Here is a 23,725-nt window from a genome sequence, read left to right on the forward strand (position 1 = left end):
CCACATTTATTGATTAATATTTAATATTCTTTCTCGTAAAAAATACCGCCGCGGGCTTCGCCAGCGTCAGTTGCCTCGCCACGCAGCTTGATGCCGCGCCCGACATCCAGATCAATGCGCGCCTTGCCCGAACCCGGCTTTTCACCCTTCTGGATCGTCACATAGGTGCGATCATTCAAATATTTGCCAGCCTGCACCGAAGTTCCGCCCTGTTCATCGGTAATGACATCAAGATCATCCACACGGATTGCATTGCGCAGATTCTGCAACAACGAGGTTGAGCCGCCAACTCCGGCCAGTTGCGCGGCAGCTTCAGCAAGCTGCGCAATCTGCAACGGCGACAGGTTGGACATTGAGCGGCCAAAGATCAGCCGTGCCAGCACCTCATCTTCGGGCAATGCCGGAACCGACGAGAACACGAATTTCGGATTGGTGGCTTCCCCGGTCACGCTGATATTGACCGTTGCATCTGAAGCAGTCGTTGTCGCCACCAGATTAAGATAGGGAATGGTGGAGCCGGAAAATGTCAGCGTTCCTTGCGTGAAATTAAGCCGCTTGCCAAGAATTTCCAACCGCCCGCGCTGCAGCTTGAAATCACCCACCGCCTCTGGCGCACTTGCCGATCCGGTCAGCCGGATATTGCCGCCAAGCTCGGCATCCACCCCCCGGCCCTGCACAAAAATCGAATTGGGCGCATTGACGCTCAGATCAAGTGTCATGGCGCTGTTTGAACTGCTGGTGCTGCCATGACCTGACGGATACAGCGCCTGATCCTGGCGCAGCACGGCCTCCGGCGCATTTTTATGCTGTACATTCAGTTCCGACAGCGAGGTCGGCAACTGGGTCGGCACGGTAATCACCGTACGTCCCAGATTGATGGCGCCAGTCAATACAGGGGCCTGTGCAAGCGGACCCTTGATACTCAGATCTCCCCCCAGATTGGCCGTGACCAGATGGCCATCCGTATAGCGGCCATCGGCCAGCCCGATAGTGAGATCCGCCGGAAAGCCGGAATTGACATCGGTGCCGACCGTGCCACCAACCGTCAATGTGCCGCCCGATGACAGTTTTCCGGTAAACTGATTGATGGTCGCCACATTGTTGCCCATGGAAATATCAAGGGCGATATCATTGACAGCAAGCCCGGCCTGTGCAGCAAGAAAGCGCCCGCCACTGGAGCGGATCGTGCCGCTGATGGCCGGTGAACTTGCCGGTCCGCGCACCTGAACGGCAATGGTCGCCGTGCCATTCATCGACATGCCCTGTTCGGCAATCATGCGGTTGGCAATGGCAAATGGCAGATCACCATTGAAATTGAGCGCAAGATCAGGCGCGCCTTGCATGCCAACCGTACCGCCACCTTGCAGCTTCAGCCCTGAGCCTTCCGAAATGGTTGAGGTAAATTCAAGCCGGTTATTGGCAAAATTGCCCGACGAGATAATCCCCACCCCGCCAAGGCCCGCATTGCGGGTCTGGGCTGCGGCAAGATCGCTGGCCTTCAGGTCATATTTCACCATGGGCGCGGAAACTGGCCCACTCACAGTCACCATGCCGGAAATAGCGCCCGAAGCCTCCAGATCAGCAACAAAATTATTGGCAAGCGAGACCGGCACGGCATTGAGATCGGCCTTGATATCGAGCGCATCAGCAATCGCACCCGATACGACAATACGGCCATTGCCAAGGCCGATCACCAGTCTTTCCAAAACAGTGCGGCCATCCTTGACTTCAATTACCGAAGGCTCGGCAATGGCTGCCCGCACCCCCTGGAATGTGGCCTGCCCCGACTGCAACTCAAGCGTTGTCACACCTTGTGCGACCTTGACCCGCCCGCCGGCATTGGCCGGAATATCCTTGACCGTAGCCCCGCCTGAAAATGCGGTCCATTCACCATCCTGTTTCAGATCAACAGCAATGCCGGTAATGGCCGTACCACTGGCGGTCACACCATCGGCCTGAATAGAACCTGAAATTGCCGGCACTTGCGCATAATTGGCAATCAGCGCATCGACAGTCACATTTTGTGCACTCAGATCATCGCGCACCAGGTGCTGCGTTGCCGCCTTCACCTCCATTTGCGGCACGCCATCCGGTTTGGTGAAAGTAATGCTGCCATTCAGCGCGCCTTCCAGTTTTTCCAGCGCCAGCGCCGCCAACGGCCCCAGATCGGGCAGTTCAAAACCGATCCGGCCTTCCGGCAGGAAGGCTTCATCGAGCACCAGATCGCCATCAATGCGGTTTGGCCCAAGCAAGATGGTCAGATCATCGATACGGCTTTGGCCACCTTCCGTCTTCAGCGTCACCTTGCCCTGCAAAACCTCGCCTGCAACATTGCCCGCCAGCGTCACATCAGCAGCCGGACTGGCCATATCGGCTCTGGCTGTCGCATCCAGTTTCAACCCGGTAATTTCACGCTCAGCCACAGTCAGCCTGTCGCTGCTGACCGTTAGCGCCACATCAGGGGCGATCAATGAACCGTCAGCACGTAGGCCAAGGGCAATGGCCCCGCTGGCATTGCTGGCAAAAGGTGCAATATCGGCCAGCGCCCCATTCAGTTCCGCCGCAACATTCCCATCCACAAGGCTTGCCTTACCTGTTGCTGACAATGGCCCTGATAAAAACTCAAGCTTGTCTGCATTGACATTGCCATTTTCATCGCGGCCCAGATTGAGGATAAGCGTGGCGCGCTCCCCAAGCGCCGGATGCGCTGCCGCCGGAAGAGCATTTGACGCCACATCGGCCTTCACATTCAGTTCAATCGAACCGTCAGCCAGCGAAACATTGCCGTCAAAACCACCTTTGAGCGCATCACTGGCAATTTCGCCCTTTGAGATGGTGATGGTGTCCTGGGAAAGATCGCCTTCCACCAGCGCGCTGATATGACCGGCAATCAGCGGTGCAACAGTTGGATTGTCAAAGTCGATCCTGTCGGCACTTGCCGTTCCTGAAATCGGGCCACTGCGCTTTTCAAGGTCAAATTCATCCGAATGCAGCGCCAGCACAATATTGTTGACGCGCATATCATTGGTGGCGACCTGATCAAGCTGCACCTCAATATCGACCATGGGCGAGCGCCCCTCACCAAAGGCGCGCAGAAAGCCTGCGCGCAATTCAAGGTCGAGAGGGCTTTCTGTACTGCCAAGCCCCAGCGGCACGGTTGGACCGACAGAACTGAAATCGAGCGAAAAATCGGTTGCACCCGCCGGATTGACACTGCCTTGCGCCACAATTTTCAAGGCTGACATATCAACCGTTGCCGTCTCGATCGTCAGCCCGCGTGCTTCATCCATGCTTGCGGCAATCTCAAAGCGTGTCTTTCCTGCCAAAAGAGAATTAAACTGTGCTGGCACAAAGCGGGCAAAGTCGCCCTGGCCACGCAATTCCACCCGGCTGCCCTGGCCCCCATTGCCCGAATTGATAAAGGCGTGGCTGCCCGAAATTTCAGTAATCAACTCGCCCCCGGCATAAAATGTGCCATGTCCGGCCCAGTCGGCCAGCGGTCCATTGCCGGAAAGGGATATGTTCACAGGAGGCGCATCCGGCAATTGCAGCAGATTGGCAATGATGCCGCCTGCCGGTTCGGACGCACGCACATCAAGCTCCAACTGGTTATGATTGGGCAAAAAGCGAACCAGAGCCGACACCAGACCTTGCCTGCCATCGCGGCGCGCCACCGAAAGATCAGCTTCCAGCGCCAGCGGCGAGCGTTCCGCCCGCACCCGGCCCCTGGCGCCAAGCTCGGCAATTCCTGCCCCTGCCAGCGCCTGCCCAAGCACGATCTGTGGCAGGTCGATCTGGCGAATATCGACAGACACAGGCAAGGAAAACCCGCCACTTGTACTCGGTTTTTCCTGTTCCCCGGCAATCGGCGCACGGGCGACCTCAATACGCCCTACCGCAACCCGCTCGGCTAAAAAATTGCGTGAAATCAGCGAAAAAGGCGACCAGTCGACCGCCACATCCCGCAGCGCCAGCCATGGCCCTTCACGGTCCTCCAGCACCACTCCAGCAATTTTAAGATTACCCGACCAGATACCTTCGATTCCGCGAATTGCCACTTTTGAATCGGCAGTAGAGGCAAGAGAAGAGACAAGCCCGGCCAGATTGTCGCGGCCTCGCTCGGTCGTGGTCAAAACCACAACTGCCCCCGCAAGTCCGGCGATCACGACAAGCATTGCATAAAACACAATGCGCAAGAGCCGCTTTGCAATTTTCATAATCTTTGCCTGTCGCCTTGGCTTATGTCAGAAAGCCTGTCCGATACCCGCATAAATACCATAGCGCGGATCGCCCCGTTCCCGATTGAGCGGCACCGCCGCATCTATCCGCAGCGGCCCGAACGGTGTCAGATAGCGCAAACCGATGCCAGCGCCCACCTTGATGTCCGAAAATTCAGGAAATTGTTTGTTCGATACTGTTGCCGCATCCACAAAAGGCACCACACCGATCGTATCGGTAAGCGCAATGCGCAACTCAGCCGAAGTCTCAAACCAGGAAAGGCCGCCGGTCGGCTTGTTGTCCAGCGGGTCTTTCGGCCCGATACCCTGATAGGAATAGCCGCGCACCGAGCCGCCACCGCCAGCATAAAAGCGCCGGTCAGCCGGAATATCGGCAAGGGAAGCACCCAAAATGGAGCCCGCAGCCACCCGCCCGGCCAGCACAAAGCGGTTGCTGTCCATTGGCGCATAATAGGCCGAACCTTCGCCCTTTATCTTCACAAAGGCTTTTGCATTGAGAGTATCATAGCTTGGCTCGACAAAGGCCAGCAGCCGGTATCCCTTGGTCGGGTTAAGAAGATTGTCGCGCCGGTCATAGACATATTGCAAAGGCGTGGAGGCAATCAGATAATTTTTTGTATCATTGTTGAGCGGGTCGGTAATTTTTGAATAATCGAGCGAAAATTCCCCGGAAACCGTCGTGTATTTGCCGATCTGATAGGAAAGCCCTGCACTGCCCTTTACCGAGAAGCGGTCATAGGCATCAGGATGCTCATAGACGGCTTTCAGGCTGCTGAAGAATTTTGAAGCCGGCCCCACCACGCCCGGCTTTTCAAACATGATCCCGGCATTATAATTCAGCTTGCTGATATCGTTGGAGCCAATACCGCTGATCGAGCCTTCGACACGCAGCTTTTCAGCCCGGCCAAACAGGTTGCGGTGGCCCCAATAGCCTTCAATACCCAACCCGTCGGTATTCGACACCGTACCACCAATGCCCAGATAGCGTGTCTTGCGCTCGGCAACATTGATGCCGATGGGAATATCGCCATTGGCATCAAGTGCTTCTGCTTCACGCAAGGTCACACTGTTGAAAACCTCCAGGCCAAGCAGCCGCTCACGTGCTGCATCCATCTCTTCAGGCGAATAGCGCGCCCCGCGTTTCAGGCCAGCCATATAACGGGTGAATTCCGGGTCCATCCGCTCCGTGCCTGCCACCGTCGTTTCGCCATAACCGGCAACCGGCCCTGCCTTTACGGTCAAACTCACATCCAGCGTCGTGCTGTTATGATCGGCCACAATTTCACGATCGGTAATTTCCGCCAGCGGTCGCCCTTCTTCCTTCAGCGCCCGCACAATCAGCGCCTCGGCCTTCAAGATTGCGCCAGACCCGGCTTCCCCACCTGAAATCAGGCCAAAATCGGCACTGGCAAGCCCGGCTGTGTCGCCTTCAAGCCTGATATTGCCAAGGGTAAATTTTGGACCCGGCATCACCTCAACCACCACCGGAATCGGTTGCGCATCCGTAAATTCAGTATCGGGCGGCAGTTCATCAATGGAGCGCCCGTCAATCAAAACCTCAACCACGCCCTCATAACGCGCATCGGCATAAAGGGCGGCAATCAGGCTCTCCCGGTCACCGCGGGCACGCGACATCAGACCAAGCGAGCCTGAAACGGGGCGTTCCTCACCGCTTTTCAGGCTGGAAGCTGCCTCCAGCCTTTTCTTCAACTCATCAAAATCGTCAGGCACATTGATGGTGACGGTATAGCGCATGGGATCGACAATATCGGTCTCCTGGCTGTCGGAAGTCCCCCACAGCTTGATGCCAAACAATTCAAAGGCGCTGGCTGGTTGTGGTGCAACTGTCAGTGTTGTGCCTGCCAAAAGCACAAGCAATAGCGCGCGTGACAGCGCATTTCCCGCTGCCACCTGCTTATCTGTCTTGTGCTTGAGTACACTGCGCATGGTGCTAACTTAACGAATAAAGTTAAAATTCGACTGAATTTTTCAAATTTTTCCCTTTTGCACAGTTCATCACCTTTGCGCAATTTATTGACGCCACAATCATTTCTTCCAGTAAATAGCCATATCTACCTCTGGTTGAATAGCGATGTTTTCGCTCCATTGATACCGTCTATTTTCAGCCTTATCGAGTGTCTATTTTACGACGGACCCTCTCCTCAAAGAGCATAAAAATTCGCTCAAAAGCCCTTCACAGACCCCATTAGGGGAAAAATTTCCCCAGTATAGTGTTTTTGAGCATAAATTCCCCGGTTTTTGCGCCCGCAAAGAATACGCAACCTTATCATTTTGCCCATGACAAGATATTTCGTTCAGTCACAACAGCGCCCGCTACACAGGGCCTGATCACCGGGAATCTTCGCGCGCCCAAGCAGGACGCGCTTTTAAATATCAAGGGATAGAATGGCTAGTGCATCCATCAAGGCAGGGTGGCGTTTCAAGCAGCCAAGCGTCATTCCCGGCTTTGGGTTGACGCTTGGGCTTTCGCTGACCTGGCTCACCCTCATCATCCTTATCCCCCTTTCCGGTCTTGCCTGGCGGTCAGCCTCGCTTGGCTGGCCCCAGTTCTGGCTGCAGGCCACGGACCCGCGCACGCTCAATGCCCTAAAGCTCAGTTTTGGCACCGCTCTGGCGGCAGCCATGGTCAATGTGGTTTTCGGCACCATCCTTGCCTGGGTTCTGGTGCGCTACCGTTTTCCCGGCAAACGCATAATCGATGCCATGGTCGATCTGCCTTTTGCGCTGCCCACTGCCGTTGCAGGCATTGCGCTGACCACTCTTTATGCACCCAATGGCTGGATGGGCGCTCTGCTGGCGCCACTTGGCATCAAGGTCGCCTATACGCCGCTTGGCATTATCATGGCGCTGGTATTTATCGGCCTGCCCTTTGTCGTGCGCACCGTACAACCGGTCATGGAAGAGATTGATCGCGAGGTCGAAGAGGCTGCCACAACCCTTGGCGCCACACGCTTCCAGACCATCACCCGCATATTGTTTCCCGGCCTTGCACCGGCCATCACCACCGGCTTTGCGCTGGCCTTTGCACGTGGCGTTGGCGAATATGGCTCGGTAATCTTCATTGCCGGCAACCTGCCCAATATTTCAGAAATCGCACCGCTGCTCATCATCATCCGCCTGGAAGAATATAATTATCCGGCAGCAACCGCCATTGCAGCAGTGATGCTCATCATCTCGTTCACCATGCTGCTGATCATCAACTTGCTGCAATCCTGGAGTCGCAAACGCTATGGCTGAGCCTGTCATATCCGCCACAGGCGCAACACCGCCCAGCGATTTCAGCACCACCGAAAGACGCCCTGCCCGCTGGACGTTGATGGCGATCTCCTTCATCTTCCTGGCTATCTTCCTGCTGCTGCCACTGGCGCTGGTGTTCATGGAAGCCTTCAAGAAGGGAACTGGCTATTATTTCACCTCGCTTGGCGAGCCCGACACACTTTCAGCCATCCGCCTCACCCTGCTGGTGGCGGCCATTTCGGTGCCGCTCAATCTCGTCTTTGGCGTCACCATGGCATGGTGCATCGCCAAATATGAATTCAAGGGCAAAGCCTTTCTGACAACGCTGGTGGACCTGCCCTTTTCGGTCTCGCCCGTCATTTCCGGTCTTCTTTTTGTATTGCTGTTTGGCGCCCAGAGCGCACTTGGACCATGGCTGAAAGCCCATGGCATCGAAATCCTGTTTGCTGTTCCCGGCATTGTTCTGGCAACCGTCTTCATCACCTTCCCTTTTGTGGCGCGTGAGTTGATCCCGCTGATGGAAGAACAGGGCAATCGCGACGAGGAAGCCGCCATCTCGCTTGGCGCCAATGGCTGGCAGACCTTCTGGCATGTGACCTTGCCGAATGTGAAATGGGGCCTGCTTTATGGGGTGCTTTTATGTAATGCGCGCGCCATGGGCGAATTTGGCGCAGTCGCGGTGGTTTCAGGCCATATTCGCGGCCAGACCAACACCATGCCGCTCCATATCGAAATCCTTTACAATGATTACAACGCCACCGGCGCTTTTGCCGTCGCCTCGCTGCTGGCCGGTCTTGCACTGGTTACACTGGCGCTGAAATCACTCCTTGAAATGCGCTACAGCGCCGAAATCGCCGCCATTCGCGGACATTGACAGGAAGTTCCCATGCAAGTTCGCATTGCCAATATCCGTAAGGAATTTGACAGTTTTGCAGCCCTTCACGATGTTTCGCTCAGCATCCGTCCCGGCGAACTGATCGCCCTTCTGGGGCCTTCCGGTTCCGGCAAGACGACATTGCTGCGGCTCATTGCCGGGCTGGAGCAGCCTACCAGCGGGCGTGTCTTTTTTGGTGAGGAAGATGCCTCGGCAAAAAGCGTGCGCGAACGCAATGTCGGCTTTGTCTTTCAGCACTATGCGCTGTTTCGGCATATGACAGTGGCCGACAATATCGGCTTTGGTCTCAAGGTGCGGCCCGCACAAACCCGGCCCTCTGCTGCTCAAATTCAACAACGCGCCTCACAATTGCTGGATCTGGTGCAATTATCAGGACTGGAAAAGCGCTACCCGGCACAATTATCCGGCGGCCAGCGTCAGCGCGTGGCGCTGGCGCGGGCCCTTGCCATTGAGCCGAAAGTGCTGCTGCTGGATGAGCCGTTTGGTGCGCTTGACGCACAGGTGCGCCGCGATTTGCGCCGCTGGCTGCGTGAAATTCATGAAGCCACTGGCCACACGACCGTATTTGTCACCCATGATCAGGAAGAGGCGCTCGAACTGGCTGACCGTGTGGTGGTGATGAGCCAGGGCCGCATTGAACAGGTCGGCGGCGCAGATGAGGTTTACGACAATCCCAATTCGCCTTTTGTCTATAGTTTTATTGGCGATTCAAGTGCGCTTCCGGTCAGGATAGAAGCTGGTCAACTGCGGCTGGGAGAGCGAAAAATCGGCCTGTCAGCGCCTGATCTGCCTTCGGGTCCGGGCACATTGTTCTTTCGCCCCCATGACATTGAACTGGTCGATGACGACAACCATGACAGCCTTGTCGGATCGGTTGTCGCCAGCCGCCGCGTGGCCGGTACAAAACGTGTGGAACTGGAAATTGACGGCCAGCGCGAGCGGGTTGAGATCGATCTTCTCGCCGACCATGCAGCCACACAACAAAGCCGGGTGGCGTTTAGACCACGCAAATGGAAGGTTTTTCCTGAAAATTCAGACACATGACGCAGAAAGAGCGACAATTTCCCAACAGACAAATTTGTTAGAATTGTTTTCCCCTGCAAGAGTTTCAACAGAAGCTCCATACCTCGAAAAGAACCGGGCCGGCATCTATTCAATGCATATTCTTATCTGGAGCCTGTCATGAAACACCTTCTGCTTGCTGCAACCGCTGCTGCCGGTCTGCTACTATCTTCTGCCTCAGCCTTCTCAGCCGACAAGCTGCTCAATGCCTCTTATGATGTGGCGCGCGAATTGTTTGTTGACATCAACAAGGCTTTCATTGCCCAAAATCCGGGCGTGACTGTTGATCAGTCACATGCCGGAACCTCCAAGCAGGCGCGTGCCATTGCCGACGGTCTGTCAGCCAATATCGTTACCTTCAATCAGGTCACGGATATTGATTTCCTCGTCAAACAGGGTCTGGTGTCGGAAGACTGGCAGCAGAAATTCCCGGACAATGCCTCGCCTTTCTACTCCCTGCCCTCTTTCCTTGTGCGCGCTGGCAATCCAAAGGAAATCAAGGATTGGGACGATCTGGTCCGCGACGATGTGCAGATCATTTTCCCCAACCCCAAAACCTCTGGCAATGCGCGCTACACCTATCTGGCGGCAACCGCTTTTGCGCGGGAGAAATTTGACGGCGATGAAGCAAAGGTGAAAGACTTCGTCACCAAAATCTTCAACAATGTGCCCGTGTTCGACACCGGAGGACGCGCCGCCACCACCACTTTTGCCGAGCGCGGCATTGGCGATGTGCTGATTACTTTTGAGTCCGAGACACAAGGCATTGCCAATGAATATGGCACCGACAAATATGAACAGGTGGTGCCTTCCGTCAGCCTGCTTGCCGAATTTCCCGTCGCCATTGTTGACAAGGTTGTAGATCAGGACGGCAGCCGCGATCTGGCTCAATCCTATCTGGAGTTTCTCTATTCGCCCGAAGGCCAGACCATCGAGGCCCAGCATGGCCTGCGGGTGCGCGATGAGGCTGTTGCAGCCGAATTCAGCGAAAAATTCCCGGATGTGCGTCTCGTCACCGTTGAAGATGTGTTCGGTGGCTGGGAAAAGGTACAGGCCGAGCATTTCGTCGAAGGCGCATTGCTTGATCAGGCTTATGGCAGCCGCTGATCCCGGCATTTTGCGCGTACAGATGACGCCATCTGTACGCGCAAGCAAAATGCCCAGGCCCTTGCTGAATGAAACATCAGGGCTTATTGTTGAATTTCAGGCTCTTACAGCCTGAAATTCCGCAATCTTTTCAAACCAGCGCCAAACTGGTTTGAACATTTATGACAATCGGCAGGAATGCTTACCAAAAAAGCCAAATATGGTCTGAAGGCACTTGTCTATCTGTCGCGCCTGCCCGAAGGCGAACTGGCTTTCATCAATGATATTGCTGTTGCCAGCAACATTCCCCGCAGGTTTCTCGATGCCATATTGGGCGAATTGCGCAATGAGGGCTATCTGGAAAGCCGCAAAGGCAAGGATGGCGGTTATCGCCTTGCCTGCCCGGCATCGGAAATACATATTGGCCACGTCATTCGCGTTCTTGATGGTCCGCTGGCGCCTCTGGCCTGCGCCAGCCGCACACAATATCAGCGCTGCGACGATTGTGACGATGAGGCCAGTTGTGAAGTGCGCCACATGATGATCGAGGTGCGACAAGCCATTGCCGATGTGCTGGACAGCCGCAGTCTGGAAGCCATGCGCGACGCCACAGGAAACGACTTTTTCACCGATCTGCCTATCTGAGCTTTTTGTCCTGGGTGCCGATGAAGGCACTGTTGCGCTCAGCCAGCATACAGCGTGCACTTTCTTCATCGGTGATGAGAACCGTCGGTTTCAACAGCGTCATCGCGCCCATCAAAGCCCCAATTTTTTCCTCGCCCCCGGAGGAAAGAATGCGCACCGGGGCGCGGCGCAGGCGATCAACCTCCACCGACATGACCAGCCGGTTGATCGGATGGTCAACCAGCACACCATTGCGGTCGAAGAAATGAAACAGCAAATCACCAACCGCACCGCGCGCCACCAGTTCTTCACGGTCTTCCTCTTTTAAAAAACCACCGCGATAAAAAGTGGTGGCAGAGGCTATTCCACCCACACTGACCAGAACAACATCAAGAGTATCGGCAAGCTGGAAAATTTCCTGCAGGCCGCAGCGCTCCACCAGCGCCGTTTTCGTCTCGATACTGTCAACCACTGCCGGTGTCGGAATCAGATAGCCATCGCCTTGAAACACTTGCGCAAAACGCCAGGCAAATTCGGCAGGGTTGAAACGGCGGGCCACACCAACGCCGCCCAGCAAGGAGATCACCTTGAAATCCGTCAAGGCCCGCGCACTGAGAAACTGCAGGGTCGAAAACAGCGTATTGCCCCAGCCGACCCCCACCTGCATTCCCGATCTGACAATTTCTGAAACATAGCCACCCGTTTTGGCGGCAATTGCCGGCATCGGGTCGGCATCAGGCGCAGAAAGCGGGGCAACGATTGCCTGCTCCAGCCCGAAAGCGCGCTCCAGTTCACGCTCCAGCCGCACAGTTTCCAAAAGATCACTTTCTATGGTGATTTTTACCTCACCGCGGGTACGCGCCTCAGCCAGCATGCGCACCACCGTCACCCGCCCGACGCCCAGCACATCGGCAATCTCGTTTTGGGTCATCTGCTCGACAAAATACATCCAGGCCGCACGGATTCGCAGCCGGTCACTGCGGCTTTCACCACCGCCACCGGCAAGAGCGACATCGCCACCACCATTCGACCTGCTTTCCCTGCGGGGCTTCCTTGCCAAATTTTTCTCCAAGCGCATCATTTGACAGCAAATTTTAAGGTCAGGACTCTGACATAGCCATATAATATGCTTTATTGATTACAAAGCATTGCCGGGAACAATCCCCTATTCCGGCAATTTCTGCCAGAGCGTCCTTTATGCGCCAATTAAGCGCATAGAGCATTTTGCAGCCAGATGGAATCATCTGGCGTCGCAACAATGCGGCTAAAAAAGAAGCTGGAGCAGCGGAAGCTGCGTTCGTCAGAACGCCCGCTGCTCTAGCGCTTCAGACACACCAGTGCGGGACACAAGAATGCTGCGTGACATATCCGAAGACATGCGCATCAAACTCAAAGACCGGCTGCGCGAAATGCACCACACCCTTCGCGCTCATCGTCATGATCATGGTGGCCCCGGCCTGCCGTTTCTTCCAGGCGGGCAGCCACCCTTTCCCCTGCCTGAAATCGAGGGCCTGATCGGACGCGCTATTAGCCTTTTCGACAATACCATAACGGTTGCCACAACACTGGCGCCTTATGATGACAGCACTGTGCGCCCGCGCCCTCTGGATGCCTATTTTGATCCCGATGGCGACAGACACACAAGCCAACGGGCCTTCCGCCGCGATATGTATTACCTGACCAAAGCGTTGCTGGCCCGCTTCACGATCACTTCCAGGCCGATACAGGAAGCAGACTTTGCCTCCGTCCACACCACCATGCTGCGCCAGCACAAAAATCTTCTGCGTCTAGAGCGCCGTGCGTCCTGTCGGACGCACAAAGGACGCTCTAGCTCTTTGAATGAGCATCGGAATTATCCAAAGACCGATTCCACTTTTTGGTCCGATGCTCCAACCGAAGATAAAAACAGCACAACGCAAAAAATTGCCCGTCTGGCCAGCTTGTGTGCAGCCCTCACGGCTGAATTTCTGCGCGTCCGGCCAGTTCAGCCTCTCACGCACGAAGGCAATGCACCCCTGACATTTGAAGCCAAAAACAGGCTGACTATTTTGATTATCGCCTCACTGGCGCTTGGGCTGGCGCTGGCAAGCGCGGATCCTGAACCCGAAACAGACCTGCTCGATATGGCAGCCTTGGCGATTGAAGCCAGATTGGAGCGTATCATTTGCGCCTGTCATGCGAGCGACCCGATCAGTGAACTGACACCGATCTTTGCGATGCTGATTTTCCTTCTGCGCTGAGTTCAGTTCGTAGCTTTGCTCATCTCCACAATCACCTTCTTGGCGCGCGGGATGGAGGCCGGGCTCATGGAAAGCTCGGTCAGCCCCATGCGCAAGAAATGCGGAATGAGATCAGGGCGAGCCGCCGCCTCCCCGCACATGCCCACCATGATGCCCGCCTGCCGTCCGGCCTGCGCGGTCAATTCAATGGCTGCCATCACCGCCGGGTCAGACACATCATTCAACCCCGCCACAGTCGGGTTCAGCCTGTCGGCCGCCATCACATATTGGGTCAGATCATTGGTGCCAATGGAGAAAAACGCCGCTTCCTTGGCAAGCTGAGGCGCAATCAGCACAGCCGCCGGTGTTTCAATCATCACGCCAAGCTCGAAGGCACCAAACTGAACGCCCTGCTCCTTCAGTTCCGCCTCGCACTCTGTGATCAGTTCACGGGTGCGCACAACCTCCGACAATTGCGAAACCATCGGCAACATCACCTTCACATTGCCATGCACGGCAGCGCGCATCAGCGCCCGCAACTGCTGTTTGAAAATATCGGGGCGGTCGAGACACATGCGAATGCCACGCCAGCCAAGAAACGGATTGTCCTCATGCGCAAACTCGATACCGGCAATCGGCTTGTCGCCGCCAATATCAAGTGTTCGCACGATAACCGGGGCCGGTGCAAAGGCCTTGGCCAGCGTGCTGTAAATTTCCGTCTGCATGTCTTCGGACGGCAGATGCATGTGGCGCATGAACAAAAGCTCGGTGCGAAACAGGCCAACCCCCATTGCACCGGCTTCTTTTGCCGCGTCGATCTCTTCCAGCGAGCCAAGATTGGCGGCGACTTCAATCATGGTCCCGTCAGCCAGTGTCGGCGTCACATCCTTATAGGCTTCCAGCGCAACCCGCTCGGCTGCCGCCTCTTCCATGCGCTTGAGATAATCTGCCCGTGTCTGTGCATCAGGATCAGCAATCACCGCGCCACTGTCACCATTGACAGCAACCTCTTTGGCTTCACGCAAATCCTGCACGCGCGCGCCAAGCCCCAGCACAGCCGGAATGCCATGCGAGCGGGCGATGATGGCAATATGCGAGGTGGCGCCACCCTGCCCGCACACCACCGCACCAACGCGCTCCAAGGGCGCGCGCGCCAGATCCCATGCGCCAATATCCTCAGCAATCAGCACCGCACCGTTAGGAATATCATCAAGGCTGGCATCATCCTGTCCCAACAGGGCCAGACAGATCTGACGGCCCATCGCCTGCATGTCATCGGCGCGTGCATTCAGATAAGGATCATCAACCGCACCAAATTCCTGCGCCAGCCGCGTCGTGGTGGCAATAGTGGCCGAAACGGCATCAAGACCAGTGCCGATCAATTCACCTGCCCCTTCCAGCAGCGTCTCATCACCGGCAATGTCACGCAAAGCCGCAATAATGCCGCGGTCACCTTCAGCCAGGGCATCACCGGCCAGCGCCTTGTCCATGCGCGCCCGAACCGCCTTGATGGAGTCATGAAAACGTGCTTGTTCAGGTTCGATTTCATCAGCGGAAAGCCTGCGATCTTCCGCCTTGATCTGTGCCGGAAAATGCGTAAAAGCCGGTCCCAGATGCACGCCCTCGCTGGCGGCAATGCCAGAAATACCCTCGCCATCCGCCGCAATATCTGCCGCTTTTACAGGGGGCGGTGCGTTTGCTGCTGCAGATATACTGGCTTGCGGCCCGGCCTCTTCATCCAGCCCAGATTTCGGATTTTCCAGAAAGCCAATCAGTGCTTCCACCGCTTCAGCCGCATCAGCACCATTGGCGCGAACAGAAACCTCCTGTCCCTCCTTGACGCCAAGCAGCATCAGCTTGACAGAACTCTTGGCGCTGACGGCCTTGCCGTCGCGGATGATTTCAACCTCGGATTCAAAGCTCTTTGCAAGCTTGACGAATCTTGTTGCGGGCCGGGCGTGCAACCCATCATGCACCCTGACGATTGTCGAGCGTTCCATATGATAAAACTGCCTTATTCGCTTCCGGTTTCTTCAGGCCACAATGGTAATTGTGGCATCTGGCTTCAAAGCAGCGACAAGCTGATCTGTTTCCACCTGTGAGGCGCAAATTTCTCCGGGGCGCTCGGCGCTGTCAGAACCATTGAAGGTGATGACAACATGGCCGATCTCGCGCACCTTGGCCCAGGCAGAAGGGCCAACAGCGGTAATTTTTGCCTCAAGCTGCCCGATGGTGATGGATGCGCCAGGCTGCGGCGCATCCTCACCCGGTCCTTCCTCGGTCCTGTGCAGGACCGAGACTTCAGCCAGTTCAGGCGGTGAGCCTTCTGCAAACAGGATCAGCACACCACCTTCGGCAAGGTCCGCCACTTCGGGTCCCACATCCGTGACCCGTGACTTGAGAAGAACGGTCATTGGCAAACCTCGCCTTTCTTGGATCTTACAGAACAAACAGACTGACCACCCAGGCGATCAGCACCGATACCGGTCCCATGACCTGACGGCTTAGAAGCACTGCCGGAACACCGATCTCGATGGTTTTGGGCTTGGCTTCACCAAGCGCCAGACCAACTGGGACAAAGTCACACCCAACCTGCGTGTTGTAGGCAAACAGGGCAGGCAGCGCCATTGCCGGTGCAATCGTGCCATTGGCAATTTGCGGGCCGATAATAGCAACACCGATCACCTGCGCAATCACCGCACCCGGCCCCAGAATGGGTGACAGGAACGGCAGGCCGCAAATGGCTGAAATGATCAGGAGACCGATAATATTATTGGCCAGCGGTCCCATGGGCTGGGCGAGAATATCGCCAATCCCGGTATAAAGGATGAGACCGATCAGCATGGTCACAAAGGCCATGAAGGGCAGGACGTTGCGGATCACCTGATCAATGGTGCGCCGGCCGGCATTGAAGAAGATGCCGACAACGCGGCCCATGACGCGGCCAATCGAGCTGATGAACTCGACAAAGCCGCCGCCGCCTTCTTCAGCCGCCATTCCAGCAGGTGTTTCCGGCTCTGCCGCCGCCGAAGCTGCCCCTGCACTGGTTGGCGCCTGGCTGCCATCTGCCAGTTCGATATTGCTGGTCTTGACGCCCGAGACATAAATATCTTCGGTGATGAACTGGGCCAGAGGCCCGGCCTGTCCCACGGGGGTCAGGTTGACCGTCGGGATACGCTTGCGCGGATAGACCCCGCAGCGCGCCGTGCCGCCGCAATCGACGACGACGACCGCCATTTCACTTTCAATGGGCGGCGCCTTGAAGCCGTCCACCGCTTCAGCGCCGGTCAGTTCGGCAATATGCTTGGCAACGGGGTGAATGCCGCCGCCGGTGACCGACACGATCTTGTTGCGCTCTTCTGTCGGCTCGATGACAAGCGGGCCACCCCAGCCGCCCGAGCCTTTGGAAATCTTGACTGCCTTGTATGTCTTGGCCATTTTTTCCTCCCCGCGCCTTAAAGCTCAATGCCCTGACGGCGTGCCATAAAGGCTGTGATGCGTTCCGTCAGCATGCCCTTGAGCAGGATGACCACGAGGCCGACAAGCGCGTACCAGATGGCGACGCGAATGTGATAACCACCCGGAACCACGCCATTGCGCTCCAGTTCCTGAATGGCGACGAGAATGCCACCCCAGACGAAATATTCGCCGGGATTGATGTGCGGGAACAGGCCAAGGGGCGGATGCACATAAGACACAGCCGCATCATAAAAAGCCGGCTTGTATTTTTCATCCAGAAACGAGCCGAAAGTGTAAGCCATCGGGTTGGTCAGGAAGAAAACCGCCAGAAGCGGCAACAAGGTGTAGCGCGTCAGGGCAATGCGCCCGGCGCTGCGCGCCAGTCCGTGCACACGCTCTTCGCCCACCAGTTCGGTGACAGCGTAAAAAGCCGTCATCAACACCACCAATGTGGGGATGATGCCGGTGACAAAGCCGGCGAAAACCTCGCCGCCCTTTTGGAAAATACCAATGAAATATTTACCGGCAGAGGTCAGCCAGCCAAGCTGTTCTTCCTGCTGCACATTAGAAAGACGCTCCCGGAACTCGTCGACGGTCAATTGGTCCCCGCTTGCCTGCGCAAGAATAACGAGTTGATCTGAAGCATGGTCCACGGCCAACCTGCCGTGTAGTGCCGCATCGTGCACCATGGCGCCTGCAACTTGCAGGTTCTGCATCGCCATGTCGGCGTGCGGCGCCAACAATGATATGACAGACATGTTTCCTCCTTGGACGGCGCGCCGGGCCGTGAACTTATCGCAAAAGCTCCGGCGGCCTTGTGTTTTAAGCCTTTGCTGCACTCAAGCCGGACAAGCCCGGCTGCCTGTCTGGCTCTGACCGTGCTGCGTCGATCTGTTCAACCGCCCGCTTCACCGCCTCGGCCACACCGGTTTCCCCCTCCCCTAAAATTGCAGGGTCGGCCCGGATTTCTTCAAGCGGTCTGCCCTCAAACTCCTCATGGCGCTTGAATTTCGTAAAAACGGAGCGCCCGCTCATGATCAAAAGACGACGCACAATCAAATCCGGCGTGACGACGATCAGCACAATCGTGCCCTTCTTCAGCCGTCCCCTGGAATTGCCAGCGCCGACAAAACCATCCTTGTATTTTTCCGTAATGCCTTTGAAGACATCGGTATAATGGCGCATCTGCATCCAGACGCCTGCCGCCTGCAAGGCCCAGACAATTGCCAGAAGCAACAAGGCCCATTGCCAGATTGCCATCAGCCTCCACTCCTTGTCCGGGACAAATGCTCACCTCCAGGCCAATATGCTCGATTGACACAAACCATCAATTCACAGAACATTTGTTTTCCCAAGTGTCAATATGTATAATCGAGCTTGCAATTATAGCTGACACTGCGGCCATGTTAAAGTTGGCATGAAAAAGAGGCAGACCGTGACCGGATCACAACTCATCATCTTCGATTGCGACGGCGTTCTGGTTGACAGCGAGCCGCTGGCGGTCCTTGCCTATGAACGTGTTTATGAACGCCATGGCATGCCCGGTGTCGGCCTCGACATTATCAGCCAGTGTTTTGGCATGAAGCAGGCCGACATTATTGCCCGCATTGCCGAACTGACCGGCCACCACTATCCCGATCATGCGCCCGACGATCTGTGGCTGGAAACAAAAGCATTGTTCAGCGAGCAGCTTCAGCCAATTTCAGGATTGCCCGACTTTCTGAGCAACTTGAAAATTCAGCGCTGCGTTGCGTCCTCCTCTTCGCTGGAGCGCATCCATCACAGCCTTGATGTCACCAGCATTGCTTCATATTTTGACGATGATGCAATCTTTTCATCCTCCATGGTCAGGCATGGCAAGCCGGCCCCTGATATTTTCCTGTTTGCGGCTGAAAAAATGGGGATGGACCCAGCCAAGAGCGCCGTCATTGAGGATTCGCCCTTTGGCATTCAAGGCGCAGTGGCAGCAGGCATGGCAGCCATCGGCTTTACCGGCGGCAGCCACAGCTATGAAGGCCATGCTGAACGGCTTTTAGCTGCCGGGGCTCATGCTGTCTGCACCGATTGGGCCGGAGTTGCCGCAGAGCTGGAAAAGCGCGGGTTTCAGTTAATCTGACTCAGAGCCCGGCGACAAAATCTTCATCCAGCCGCCCGCCACCAAACCAGTTAAGCCGGTTGATGGTGATAAAACCGGCATCAATCATGCTGTTTTCATCACCTTCCGTGGTGGTGTGCGGACGCCCGCGCGGGACAATGATCACCGTGCGGTCGCCATTGCTTTCCACGACTTCTGCTCTTGAGGCGATCTTGTCGCGGCCAATGATCGGTTGACGCACCTGCGCTGGCAATTGCATGGGCAGATTGACGCTCAGCCAATGGCCTTCCAGCGCCCATTCTTCCCGATTTTCCCACAGCCTACCGATAAAACCGGCCAGCCATTCCGTATCCTTATCGGCAATTGCCGGGTTTTTCACCTGCGAAAAGCCAATGGAGGGAACACCCCAGAATGTCGCCTCACGGGCAATGCCAAGTGTTCCCGAATAGGCAAGATCTTGCGCCACATTGCGCCCGTCATTGATACCACCCAGCACCAGATCGGGCTTGCGGTCATTTTCAAACAGCCAGGCAAAGGCGGCAATCACACAATCAGCCGGACGGCCCGAGCAGGAAAAGCGCTTGTCGCCGCGCTTTTCCATGGTGATCGGCTGGGCCATCGTCAGGGAAGGTCCGGCGGCCGTATGTTTTTTGTCCGGTGCAACAACCCACACATCATCGCTTAGGCAACGTGCCGCTTCGGTCAGGCGCGCAATGCCCAGCGCATCGATGCCGTCATCATTGGAAACCAGAATTCGCATGTTTGAAAAAACCTCTTTATTCAACCAGCAACCGCTCGCCAACGCGCCTTTTGCTTTGCAGCGCCGGAATGGTTTCACCCAACCGCGCAATTTCTTCAGGTCCGCAGGAATGGCCAAGAACCGGCGGGCGGCCACAGCCTTCCCAGATGGCAAGATTGCCCGACAAGGTTGGATGCGTCGGCATCCTGATCCAGTCAGCCCGGCCTTTTTCATGCAGTAGATAACCTGGTGTGCCGGTCGGCAGATGGCCTGAAAGCAGAATTGGAAAACCTTGTGCATCAGCCAGCGGAATGAGATGCGAAGAAGGCCCGGCCCGACCCATGCCATCATCGGCCAGCAGCGGGCAATCCGGAAGTTTTTCACCATCTGTCCAGTCAAGGGCGGCATGGATACGGGCGCGCAGCAATTGCGGCATCCCCGGCTTCAAGGCGTCAACTGCTTCGGTTTGCGCCAACAGATGCTGGCGCATTGAAGCATGAATGGCAAAATGGCCGGGCATGGCCGCAATCAGTTCCAGTGACCGGCCTGAAAGCGGAGTCGGCAACAGACAGCCCCCTGCCCGCGCCGCAATCCATTTCTTGATGTGCTGCGCCCGCTCAGAACCCGAGATCGGATCAGCCCCATAAGAGGCGTCCAGCAAAAGCAGATCACATTCAGGCATTGCATCCATGACAAAGACGGCGCTGTCAGGCACTACATCGGCGCAATAGACGACGCGCCTTGCCCCATATTCCAGCGCAAACCACACCCCGCCCACCACATGGCCGGAACGCCCGGTATAAATGCGAAAACCGGCAACATCCAGCACATCACCGGGCTGAAACAGCTCAATCCTGTCCGCAGGAAAAGGATGGGCGACTAAAAGTTCCTTTTCAGCATAAGCCTCCAGCGTCGCCGGAGCCTCGTCACGGGTTTCGCGCGTCATCAATATGCGCCCGCGAAAGCCTTGCGACAGCAGCCAGTTTAGCGCTCCGACATGATCTTCATGCGCATGTGAGATCAGCACGGCATCAAGCTGGTCGATTGGCGTCAAGGGCCGTGGATAATAATCACGGCCACTGGCGCCCACCTTGATACCGGCATCCAGCATCACACGGTTTTTTCCATGCCCGATAACGACGCTGGTGCGACCCTTCTCGCCAAAGCCGCCAGCAAGCTCCACTTCCAGCGTCATGAATTTTGCTCAGTTTCTGGAATAAGCCAGCCTGAAACAATCTGCAGCCGCAGCTTTTGGCCTTCGCCAAACTCGGCGTGACCGGAATGCTCAAAGCTGATTTTCTGTTCCGGGTCGGCATCAGGCGCAAAATCAATGCGCATCGCACCGCCCTTATAGACAGCGCGCAAAACCGTCCCGAGAATACCCGGCTCTTTCTCGTCTGCGATTTCCAGATCAGGCGCACGCAGGCAGATATTGGCGCCCATGCGCGGCGCTTCGCCCGGCCGACAACGCACACTCACCTTCTGGCCCAGAACCTCAACTTCCGTCTTGCCGTCTTTTTCTGCGGCAAGCACCTGTGCGGGCAGCACAATGCCTTGCGCAATGAAGGAAGCAACCATGGTATTGGCCGGTTCATTGTAAAGCTCACGCGGGCTGGCCAGTTGCGCCAGCCGCCCCTTATCCATCACCGCAATACGGTCAGCCAGCGCCATGGCTTCGGCCTGATCATGAGTGATATAGACAATGGTGGTGCCGGAACGCTTGTGGAAGGCGGCAAACTCATCTTCCATGGCGGCGCGCAAATGCACATCCAGATTGGCCAGCGGCTCGTCAAACAAAACCAGCGAAGGGGCTGCTACCAGACAGCGCGCCAGCGCCACGCGCTGGCGCTGGCCGCCCGACAGATTGGCCGGACGCCGATCCGCCAGCCCGGTCAGATCGACCAGGGCCAGCGCCTCGTCCACCTTGCGCCGGGCTTCCACCTTGTCCACCTTGGCGACTTTGAGCGAATAGCCGACATTTTCAGCCACCGTCATATGCGGCCACAGGGCATAATTTTGGAACACAATGCCGACACGCCGCTTTTCCGGCGCCATGCTGCTATCCGCATCAGAGACAATCTTGCCGCCAATGCTGATTTGCCCCGCACTGACACGATCAAAACCTGCCACCAGCCGCAGCAAGGTGGTCTTGCCACAGCCCGAAGGACCAAGCACGGCCAGAAATTCACCGTCTTCCACATCAATGGAAACATCCTTGACCGCATCGAAATCGCCAAAGGATTTGGTTACGTTGGAAAGCGTCAATCCCGCCATGGCAGAACTCCGTTGGGAAGGTAGGGCGCAAGCAGATTGGTGGCCAGCATCAACACAAAGGTGATGGTCACCGTGATCGCCGACATGGCCGCCGCATAGCTGGAATCACCACCCTGCTCGAATGAGAACATCACCACACCGATGGTTTCTGAACTCGACGACCATAGCAGCGCCGAAACCGTCAATTCGCTCAGCGCAGTCATGAAGATAAGCAGGCCACCGGCCAGTGCGGCTGGCGCAACCAGCGGAAACAAAATGGTGCGCAGGCGGGTAAACAGGCCAGCGCCCGCCACCTGCGCCGCCTCTTCCAGCGCCCGGTCAAGCTGGTGATAGCCGCTGACCGTCGGGCGCAGCGCCAAAACCAGAAAGCGGGCAAGATAGGCGTAGAGAATGATCCAGACCGTATTGTAAATCTGAATGCCGGTGAAAGGAATCGGGCGCAAGAACAGCAAAAGGGCAGCAATCGCCAGCACCACACCGGGCAGCGCATAGGGTAATTCAATCGCCAGATTCATATAGCGAATCCATTTTTGCCGCCCCCAGGCAACCAGATAGGCAACAGGCACCGCAACCAGAACGGCAAAGGCTGCAGCCGAGATCGACAGCACAAAAGAGTTGAAGAAAGCGCGCCGCGCCGCCGAATGCTCAAACAGCACAAAGCGGTAATTATCGAGTGTGGCAGTCGCCCAGTTCAGCGGAATGCCATAGCCCGGCACCAGCGAGGTCAACAGAAGGCCAAACAAGGGCAGCACAAGAATAAGGGCAATAAAAATCCATATCCCGGTTTCCACCAAAGGCCGCCATCTGCCCAGTTCGTAAGGGTCAGCCGGAAGGGAGGTCGAGGCAATGCGATAATCGCGCCGACGGCTCATGATTTCCTGCCCCACAATGCCGGTCATGGCAATCACGCCGATCAGCACCGAAAGAAATGCCGCCTCGCCCAGCACGGCAGGACCGCCACCGGCCAGCTTCTGATAAATCAAGGTCGGCAAAACCAGATAATTGGCCGGAATACCAAGAAAGGCGGGAATACCGAAATTGCCGACGCAGGAGACAAAAGCCAGTGCGGCAGCCGCCACAATGGAAGGTGTCATCAGCGGTAAAACGATCGTGCGCAACACGGTAAACCAGCCAGCGCCGCCAGCGCGCGCCGCCTCGATCAGTTCACGCGGCAGTTTACGCAGGCCCGCCCGCACCAGCAAAAATACCAGCGGCCCATATTGCACACCCAACAGCAGAATAATGCCTTGTGTGGAATAAAGCGGATTGCGGGTGCCAATGGGTGGCGCGAGCCCAATCATCTTGAGCAAGGGGCTGGCCGGGCCGAATAATTGCAGCCATGCCAGAGCCGTCACCTGCGGCGCAATCATCAGCGGCATAACATAGGCAAGCACCAGCATGGAGCGACCGCGTATATTGGTTAGCGTTACCAAAAGCGCCATGAATGTGCCAAGCGTAACAGCCAGTATCGTGCCGCCAAAACCGACAACCAGCGTATTTTTGGTCGCAGTCCATGTTACGGGGCTTGTCATTCCCAATCGCAGTGCGGTGTCGGATATGGTTCCGCCTGGAGCCACGATTTCCTTGATGAGGCGCAGCATCGGCAGCAGTGAAAGCAGCACGATGACAAATGCGACCACCACAGTCAGGATCATTTCCTGACCCCGGCTTTCCTTGACAGATGCGGACATGGTTATCCCTGAGAAGCCTTCCGGCCCGATATGGCAAACCGGCGTATGATTACACCACGGATTGTCGCAATTTTTGACCGTCAGC

Annotated in this window: 19 protein-coding genes; 7 read left to right on the forward strand and 12 right to left on the reverse strand. The window is 56.4% G+C overall.

What is annotated here, in order from left to right:
* Positions 1 to 20: 20 nt before the first annotated feature.
* Both ACFPLB_RS16355 and ACFPLB_RS16360 read right to left on the reverse strand, forming a co-directional pair.
* A complete protein-coding gene (locus tag ACFPLB_RS16355; protein WP_378231622.1) occupies positions 21 to 4,217 on the reverse strand; it encodes a translocation/assembly module TamB domain-containing protein in 4,197 nt (1,398 codons plus the stop codon).
* 27 nt (positions 4,218 to 4,244) lie between these two features.
* Complete coding sequence (locus tag ACFPLB_RS16360) at positions 4,245 to 6,185, reverse strand: autotransporter assembly complex protein TamA (RefSeq protein WP_378231624.1); 1,941 nt, start codon at positions 6,183 to 6,185, stop codon at positions 4,245 to 4,247.
* A 459-nt stretch (positions 6,186 to 6,644) separates the two neighbouring features.
* On the opposite strand from ACFPLB_RS16360, the gene cysT reads away from it, so the two are divergent.
* The 5 genes from cysT (at position 6,645) to ACFPLB_RS16385 (ending at position 11,184) form a co-directional block, all read left to right on the forward strand.
* Positions 6,645 to 7,496, forward strand: coding sequence for a sulfate ABC transporter permease subunit CysT (gene cysT / locus ACFPLB_RS16365; RefSeq protein WP_378231626.1), 852 nt, complete (start codon positions 6,645 to 6,647; stop codon positions 7,494 to 7,496).
* The gene (cysW, locus tag ACFPLB_RS16370) at positions 7,489 to 8,370 is read left to right on the forward strand and encodes a sulfate ABC transporter permease subunit CysW (protein WP_378231628.1); all 882 of its coding nucleotides are present in this window, start codon (positions 7,489 to 7,491) and stop codon (positions 8,368 to 8,370) included. Before cysT ends, cysW begins: the two co-directional genes overlap by 8 nt.
* A gap of 12 nt (positions 8,371 to 8,382) precedes the next feature.
* Positions 8,383 to 9,435, forward strand: coding sequence for a sulfate/molybdate ABC transporter ATP-binding protein (locus ACFPLB_RS16375; RefSeq protein WP_378231629.1), 1,053 nt, complete (start codon positions 8,383 to 8,385; stop codon positions 9,433 to 9,435).
* Positions 9,436 to 9,573: 138 nt separating this feature from the next.
* Complete coding sequence (locus tag ACFPLB_RS16380) at positions 9,574 to 10,560, forward strand: sulfate ABC transporter substrate-binding protein (protein ID WP_378231631.1); 987 nt, start codon at positions 9,574 to 9,576, stop codon at positions 10,558 to 10,560.
* 177 nt (positions 10,561 to 10,737) lie between these two features.
* The gene (locus ACFPLB_RS16385; protein ID WP_378231633.1) at positions 10,738 to 11,184 is read left to right on the forward strand and encodes an RrF2 family transcriptional regulator; all 447 of its coding nucleotides are present in this window, start codon (positions 10,738 to 10,740) and stop codon (positions 11,182 to 11,184) included.
* On the opposite strand, the gene ACFPLB_RS16390 is transcribed toward ACFPLB_RS16385, so the two are convergent.
* Positions 11,177 to 12,223 carry a sugar-binding transcriptional regulator gene (locus ACFPLB_RS16390; protein ID WP_378231635.1) on the reverse strand — a complete coding sequence of 349 codons (1,047 nt, stop codon included), beginning with the start codon at positions 12,221 to 12,223 and terminating at the stop codon, positions 11,177 to 11,179. The genes ACFPLB_RS16385 and ACFPLB_RS16390 overlap by 8 nt on opposite strands.
* A 292-nt stretch (positions 12,224 to 12,515) precedes the next feature.
* Between ACFPLB_RS16390 and ACFPLB_RS16395 the strand changes: the two genes are divergently transcribed.
* Positions 12,516 to 13,403 (forward strand): hypothetical protein, encoded by an 888-nt coding sequence (locus tag ACFPLB_RS16395; protein ID WP_378231637.1) that lies wholly within the window; start codon positions 12,516 to 12,518, stop codon positions 13,401 to 13,403.
* Between the two features lie 2 nt (positions 13,404 to 13,405).
* On the opposite strand, the gene ptsP is transcribed toward ACFPLB_RS16395, so the two are convergent.
* From ptsP to ACFPLB_RS16420, 5 genes are all read right to left on the reverse strand, one after another.
* Positions 13,406 to 15,382, reverse strand: a complete 1,977-nt coding sequence (ptsP, locus tag ACFPLB_RS16400; protein ID WP_378231639.1) for a phosphoenolpyruvate--protein phosphotransferase — start codon at positions 15,380 to 15,382, stop codon at positions 13,406 to 13,408.
* 33 nt (positions 15,383 to 15,415) lie between these two features.
* Complete coding sequence (locus ACFPLB_RS16405) at positions 15,416 to 15,796, reverse strand: PTS glucitol/sorbitol transporter subunit IIA (protein WP_378231641.1); 381 nt, start codon at positions 15,794 to 15,796, stop codon at positions 15,416 to 15,418.
* A gap of 25 nt (positions 15,797 to 15,821) precedes the next feature.
* Positions 15,822 to 16,820, reverse strand: coding sequence for a PTS glucitol/sorbitol transporter subunit IIB (gene srlE / locus ACFPLB_RS16410; protein WP_378231643.1), 999 nt, complete (start codon positions 16,818 to 16,820; stop codon positions 15,822 to 15,824).
* A 17-nt stretch (positions 16,821 to 16,837) separates the two neighbouring features.
* Entirely contained in the window at positions 16,838 to 17,599 is a 762-nt protein-coding gene (gene srlA, locus ACFPLB_RS16415) for a PTS glucitol/sorbitol transporter subunit IIC (protein WP_378231645.1), read from the reverse strand.
* 64 nt (positions 17,600 to 17,663) lie between these two features.
* Positions 17,664 to 18,101: a transcriptional regulator GutM gene (locus ACFPLB_RS16420; RefSeq protein ID WP_378231647.1), complete on the reverse strand. Its 438-nt coding sequence runs from the start codon at positions 18,099 to 18,101 to the stop codon at positions 17,664 to 17,666.
* A 157-nt stretch (positions 18,102 to 18,258) separates the two neighbouring features.
* Here ACFPLB_RS16420 and ACFPLB_RS16425 point away from each other — a divergent pair, with 157 nt between their 5' ends.
* Positions 18,259 to 18,957, forward strand: coding sequence for an HAD family hydrolase (locus ACFPLB_RS16425; RefSeq protein WP_378231649.1), 699 nt, complete (start codon positions 18,259 to 18,261; stop codon positions 18,955 to 18,957).
* Between the two features lies 1 nt (position 18,958).
* Here ACFPLB_RS16425 and ACFPLB_RS16430 read toward each other — a convergent pair whose 3' ends face one another.
* Genes ACFPLB_RS16430 through ACFPLB_RS16445 form a run of 4 tightly spaced genes read right to left on the reverse strand, consistent with a single transcriptional unit; the run spans position 18,959 to position 23,640 of the window.
* On the reverse strand, positions 18,959 to 19,696 hold the full coding sequence (locus ACFPLB_RS16430; protein WP_378231651.1) for a 5'/3'-nucleotidase SurE: 738 nt from the start codon (positions 19,694 to 19,696) through the stop codon (positions 18,959 to 18,961).
* Positions 19,697 to 19,712: 16 nt separating this feature from the next.
* Complete coding sequence (locus ACFPLB_RS16435; RefSeq protein WP_378231659.1) at positions 19,713 to 20,870, reverse strand: MBL fold metallo-hydrolase; 1,158 nt, start codon at positions 20,868 to 20,870, stop codon at positions 19,713 to 19,715.
* Positions 20,867 to 21,949 carry an ABC transporter ATP-binding protein gene (locus ACFPLB_RS16440; protein ID WP_378231662.1) on the reverse strand — a complete coding sequence of 361 codons (1,083 nt, stop codon included), beginning with the start codon at positions 21,947 to 21,949 and terminating at the stop codon, positions 20,867 to 20,869. Before ACFPLB_RS16440 ends, ACFPLB_RS16435 begins: the two co-directional genes overlap by 4 nt.
* A complete protein-coding gene (locus ACFPLB_RS16445) occupies positions 21,937 to 23,640 on the reverse strand; it encodes an ABC transporter permease (protein WP_378231664.1) in 1,704 nt (567 codons plus the stop codon). Before ACFPLB_RS16445 ends, ACFPLB_RS16440 begins: the two co-directional genes overlap by 13 nt.
* Positions 23,641 to 23,725: the final 85 nt, after the last annotated feature.

Origin of the sequence: Aquamicrobium segne (assembly GCF_042656785.1) — a bacterium.
Classification (GTDB): Bacteria; Pseudomonadota; Alphaproteobacteria; order Rhizobiales; family Rhizobiaceae; genus Mesorhizobium; species Mesorhizobium segne.

Bases quoted from the DNA above. Each gene is read 5' to 3' on its own strand.
- ACFPLB_RS16355 (WP_378231622.1), bottom strand. From the start codon at position 4,217: ATGAAAATTGCAAAGCGGCTCTTGCGCATTGTGTTTTATGCAATGCTT.
- ACFPLB_RS16360 (WP_378231624.1), bottom strand. From the start codon at position 6,185: ATGCGCAGTGTACTCAAGCACAAGACAGATAAGCAGGTGGCAGCGGGA.
- cysT (WP_378231626.1), top strand. From the start codon at position 6,645: ATGGCTAGTGCATCCATCAAGGCAGGGTGGCGTTTCAAGCAGCCAAGC.
- cysW (WP_378231628.1), top strand. From the start codon at position 7,489: ATGGCTGAGCCTGTCATATCCGCCACAGGCGCAACACCGCCCAGCGAT.
- ACFPLB_RS16375 (WP_378231629.1), top strand. From the start codon at position 8,383: ATGCAAGTTCGCATTGCCAATATCCGTAAGGAATTTGACAGTTTTGCA.
- ACFPLB_RS16380 (WP_378231631.1), top strand. From the start codon at position 9,574: ATGAAACACCTTCTGCTTGCTGCAACCGCTGCTGCCGGTCTGCTACTA.
- ACFPLB_RS16385 (WP_378231633.1), top strand. From the start codon at position 10,738: ATGCTTACCAAAAAAGCCAAATATGGTCTGAAGGCACTTGTCTATCTG.
- ACFPLB_RS16395 (WP_378231637.1), top strand. From the start codon at position 12,516: ATGCTGCGTGACATATCCGAAGACATGCGCATCAAACTCAAAGACCGG.
- ptsP (WP_378231639.1), bottom strand. From the start codon at position 15,382: ATGGAACGCTCGACAATCGTCAGGGTGCATGATGGGTTGCACGCCCGG.
- ACFPLB_RS16405 (WP_378231641.1), bottom strand. From the start codon at position 15,796: ATGACCGTTCTTCTCAAGTCACGGGTCACGGATGTGGGACCCGAAGTG.
- srlE (WP_378231643.1), bottom strand. From the start codon at position 16,820: ATGGCCAAGACATACAAGGCAGTCAAGATTTCCAAAGGCTCGGGCGGC.
- srlA (WP_378231645.1), bottom strand. From the start codon at position 17,599: ATGTCTGTCATATCATTGTTGGCGCCGCACGCCGACATGGCGATGCAG.
- ACFPLB_RS16420 (WP_378231647.1), bottom strand. From the start codon at position 18,101: ATGGCAATCTGGCAATGGGCCTTGTTGCTTCTGGCAATTGTCTGGGCC.
- ACFPLB_RS16425 (WP_378231649.1), top strand. From the start codon at position 18,259: ATGAAAAAGAGGCAGACCGTGACCGGATCACAACTCATCATCTTCGAT.
- ACFPLB_RS16430 (WP_378231651.1), bottom strand. From the start codon at position 19,696: ATGCGAATTCTGGTTTCCAATGATGACGGCATCGATGCGCTGGGCATT.
- ACFPLB_RS16435 (WP_378231659.1), bottom strand. From the start codon at position 20,870: ATGACGCTGGAAGTGGAGCTTGCTGGCGGCTTTGGCGAGAAGGGTCGC.
- ACFPLB_RS16440 (WP_378231662.1), bottom strand. From the start codon at position 21,949: ATGGCGGGATTGACGCTTTCCAACGTAACCAAATCCTTTGGCGATTTC.
- ACFPLB_RS16445 (WP_378231664.1), bottom strand. From the start codon at position 23,640: ATGTCCGCATCTGTCAAGGAAAGCCGGGGTCAGGAAATGATCCTGACT.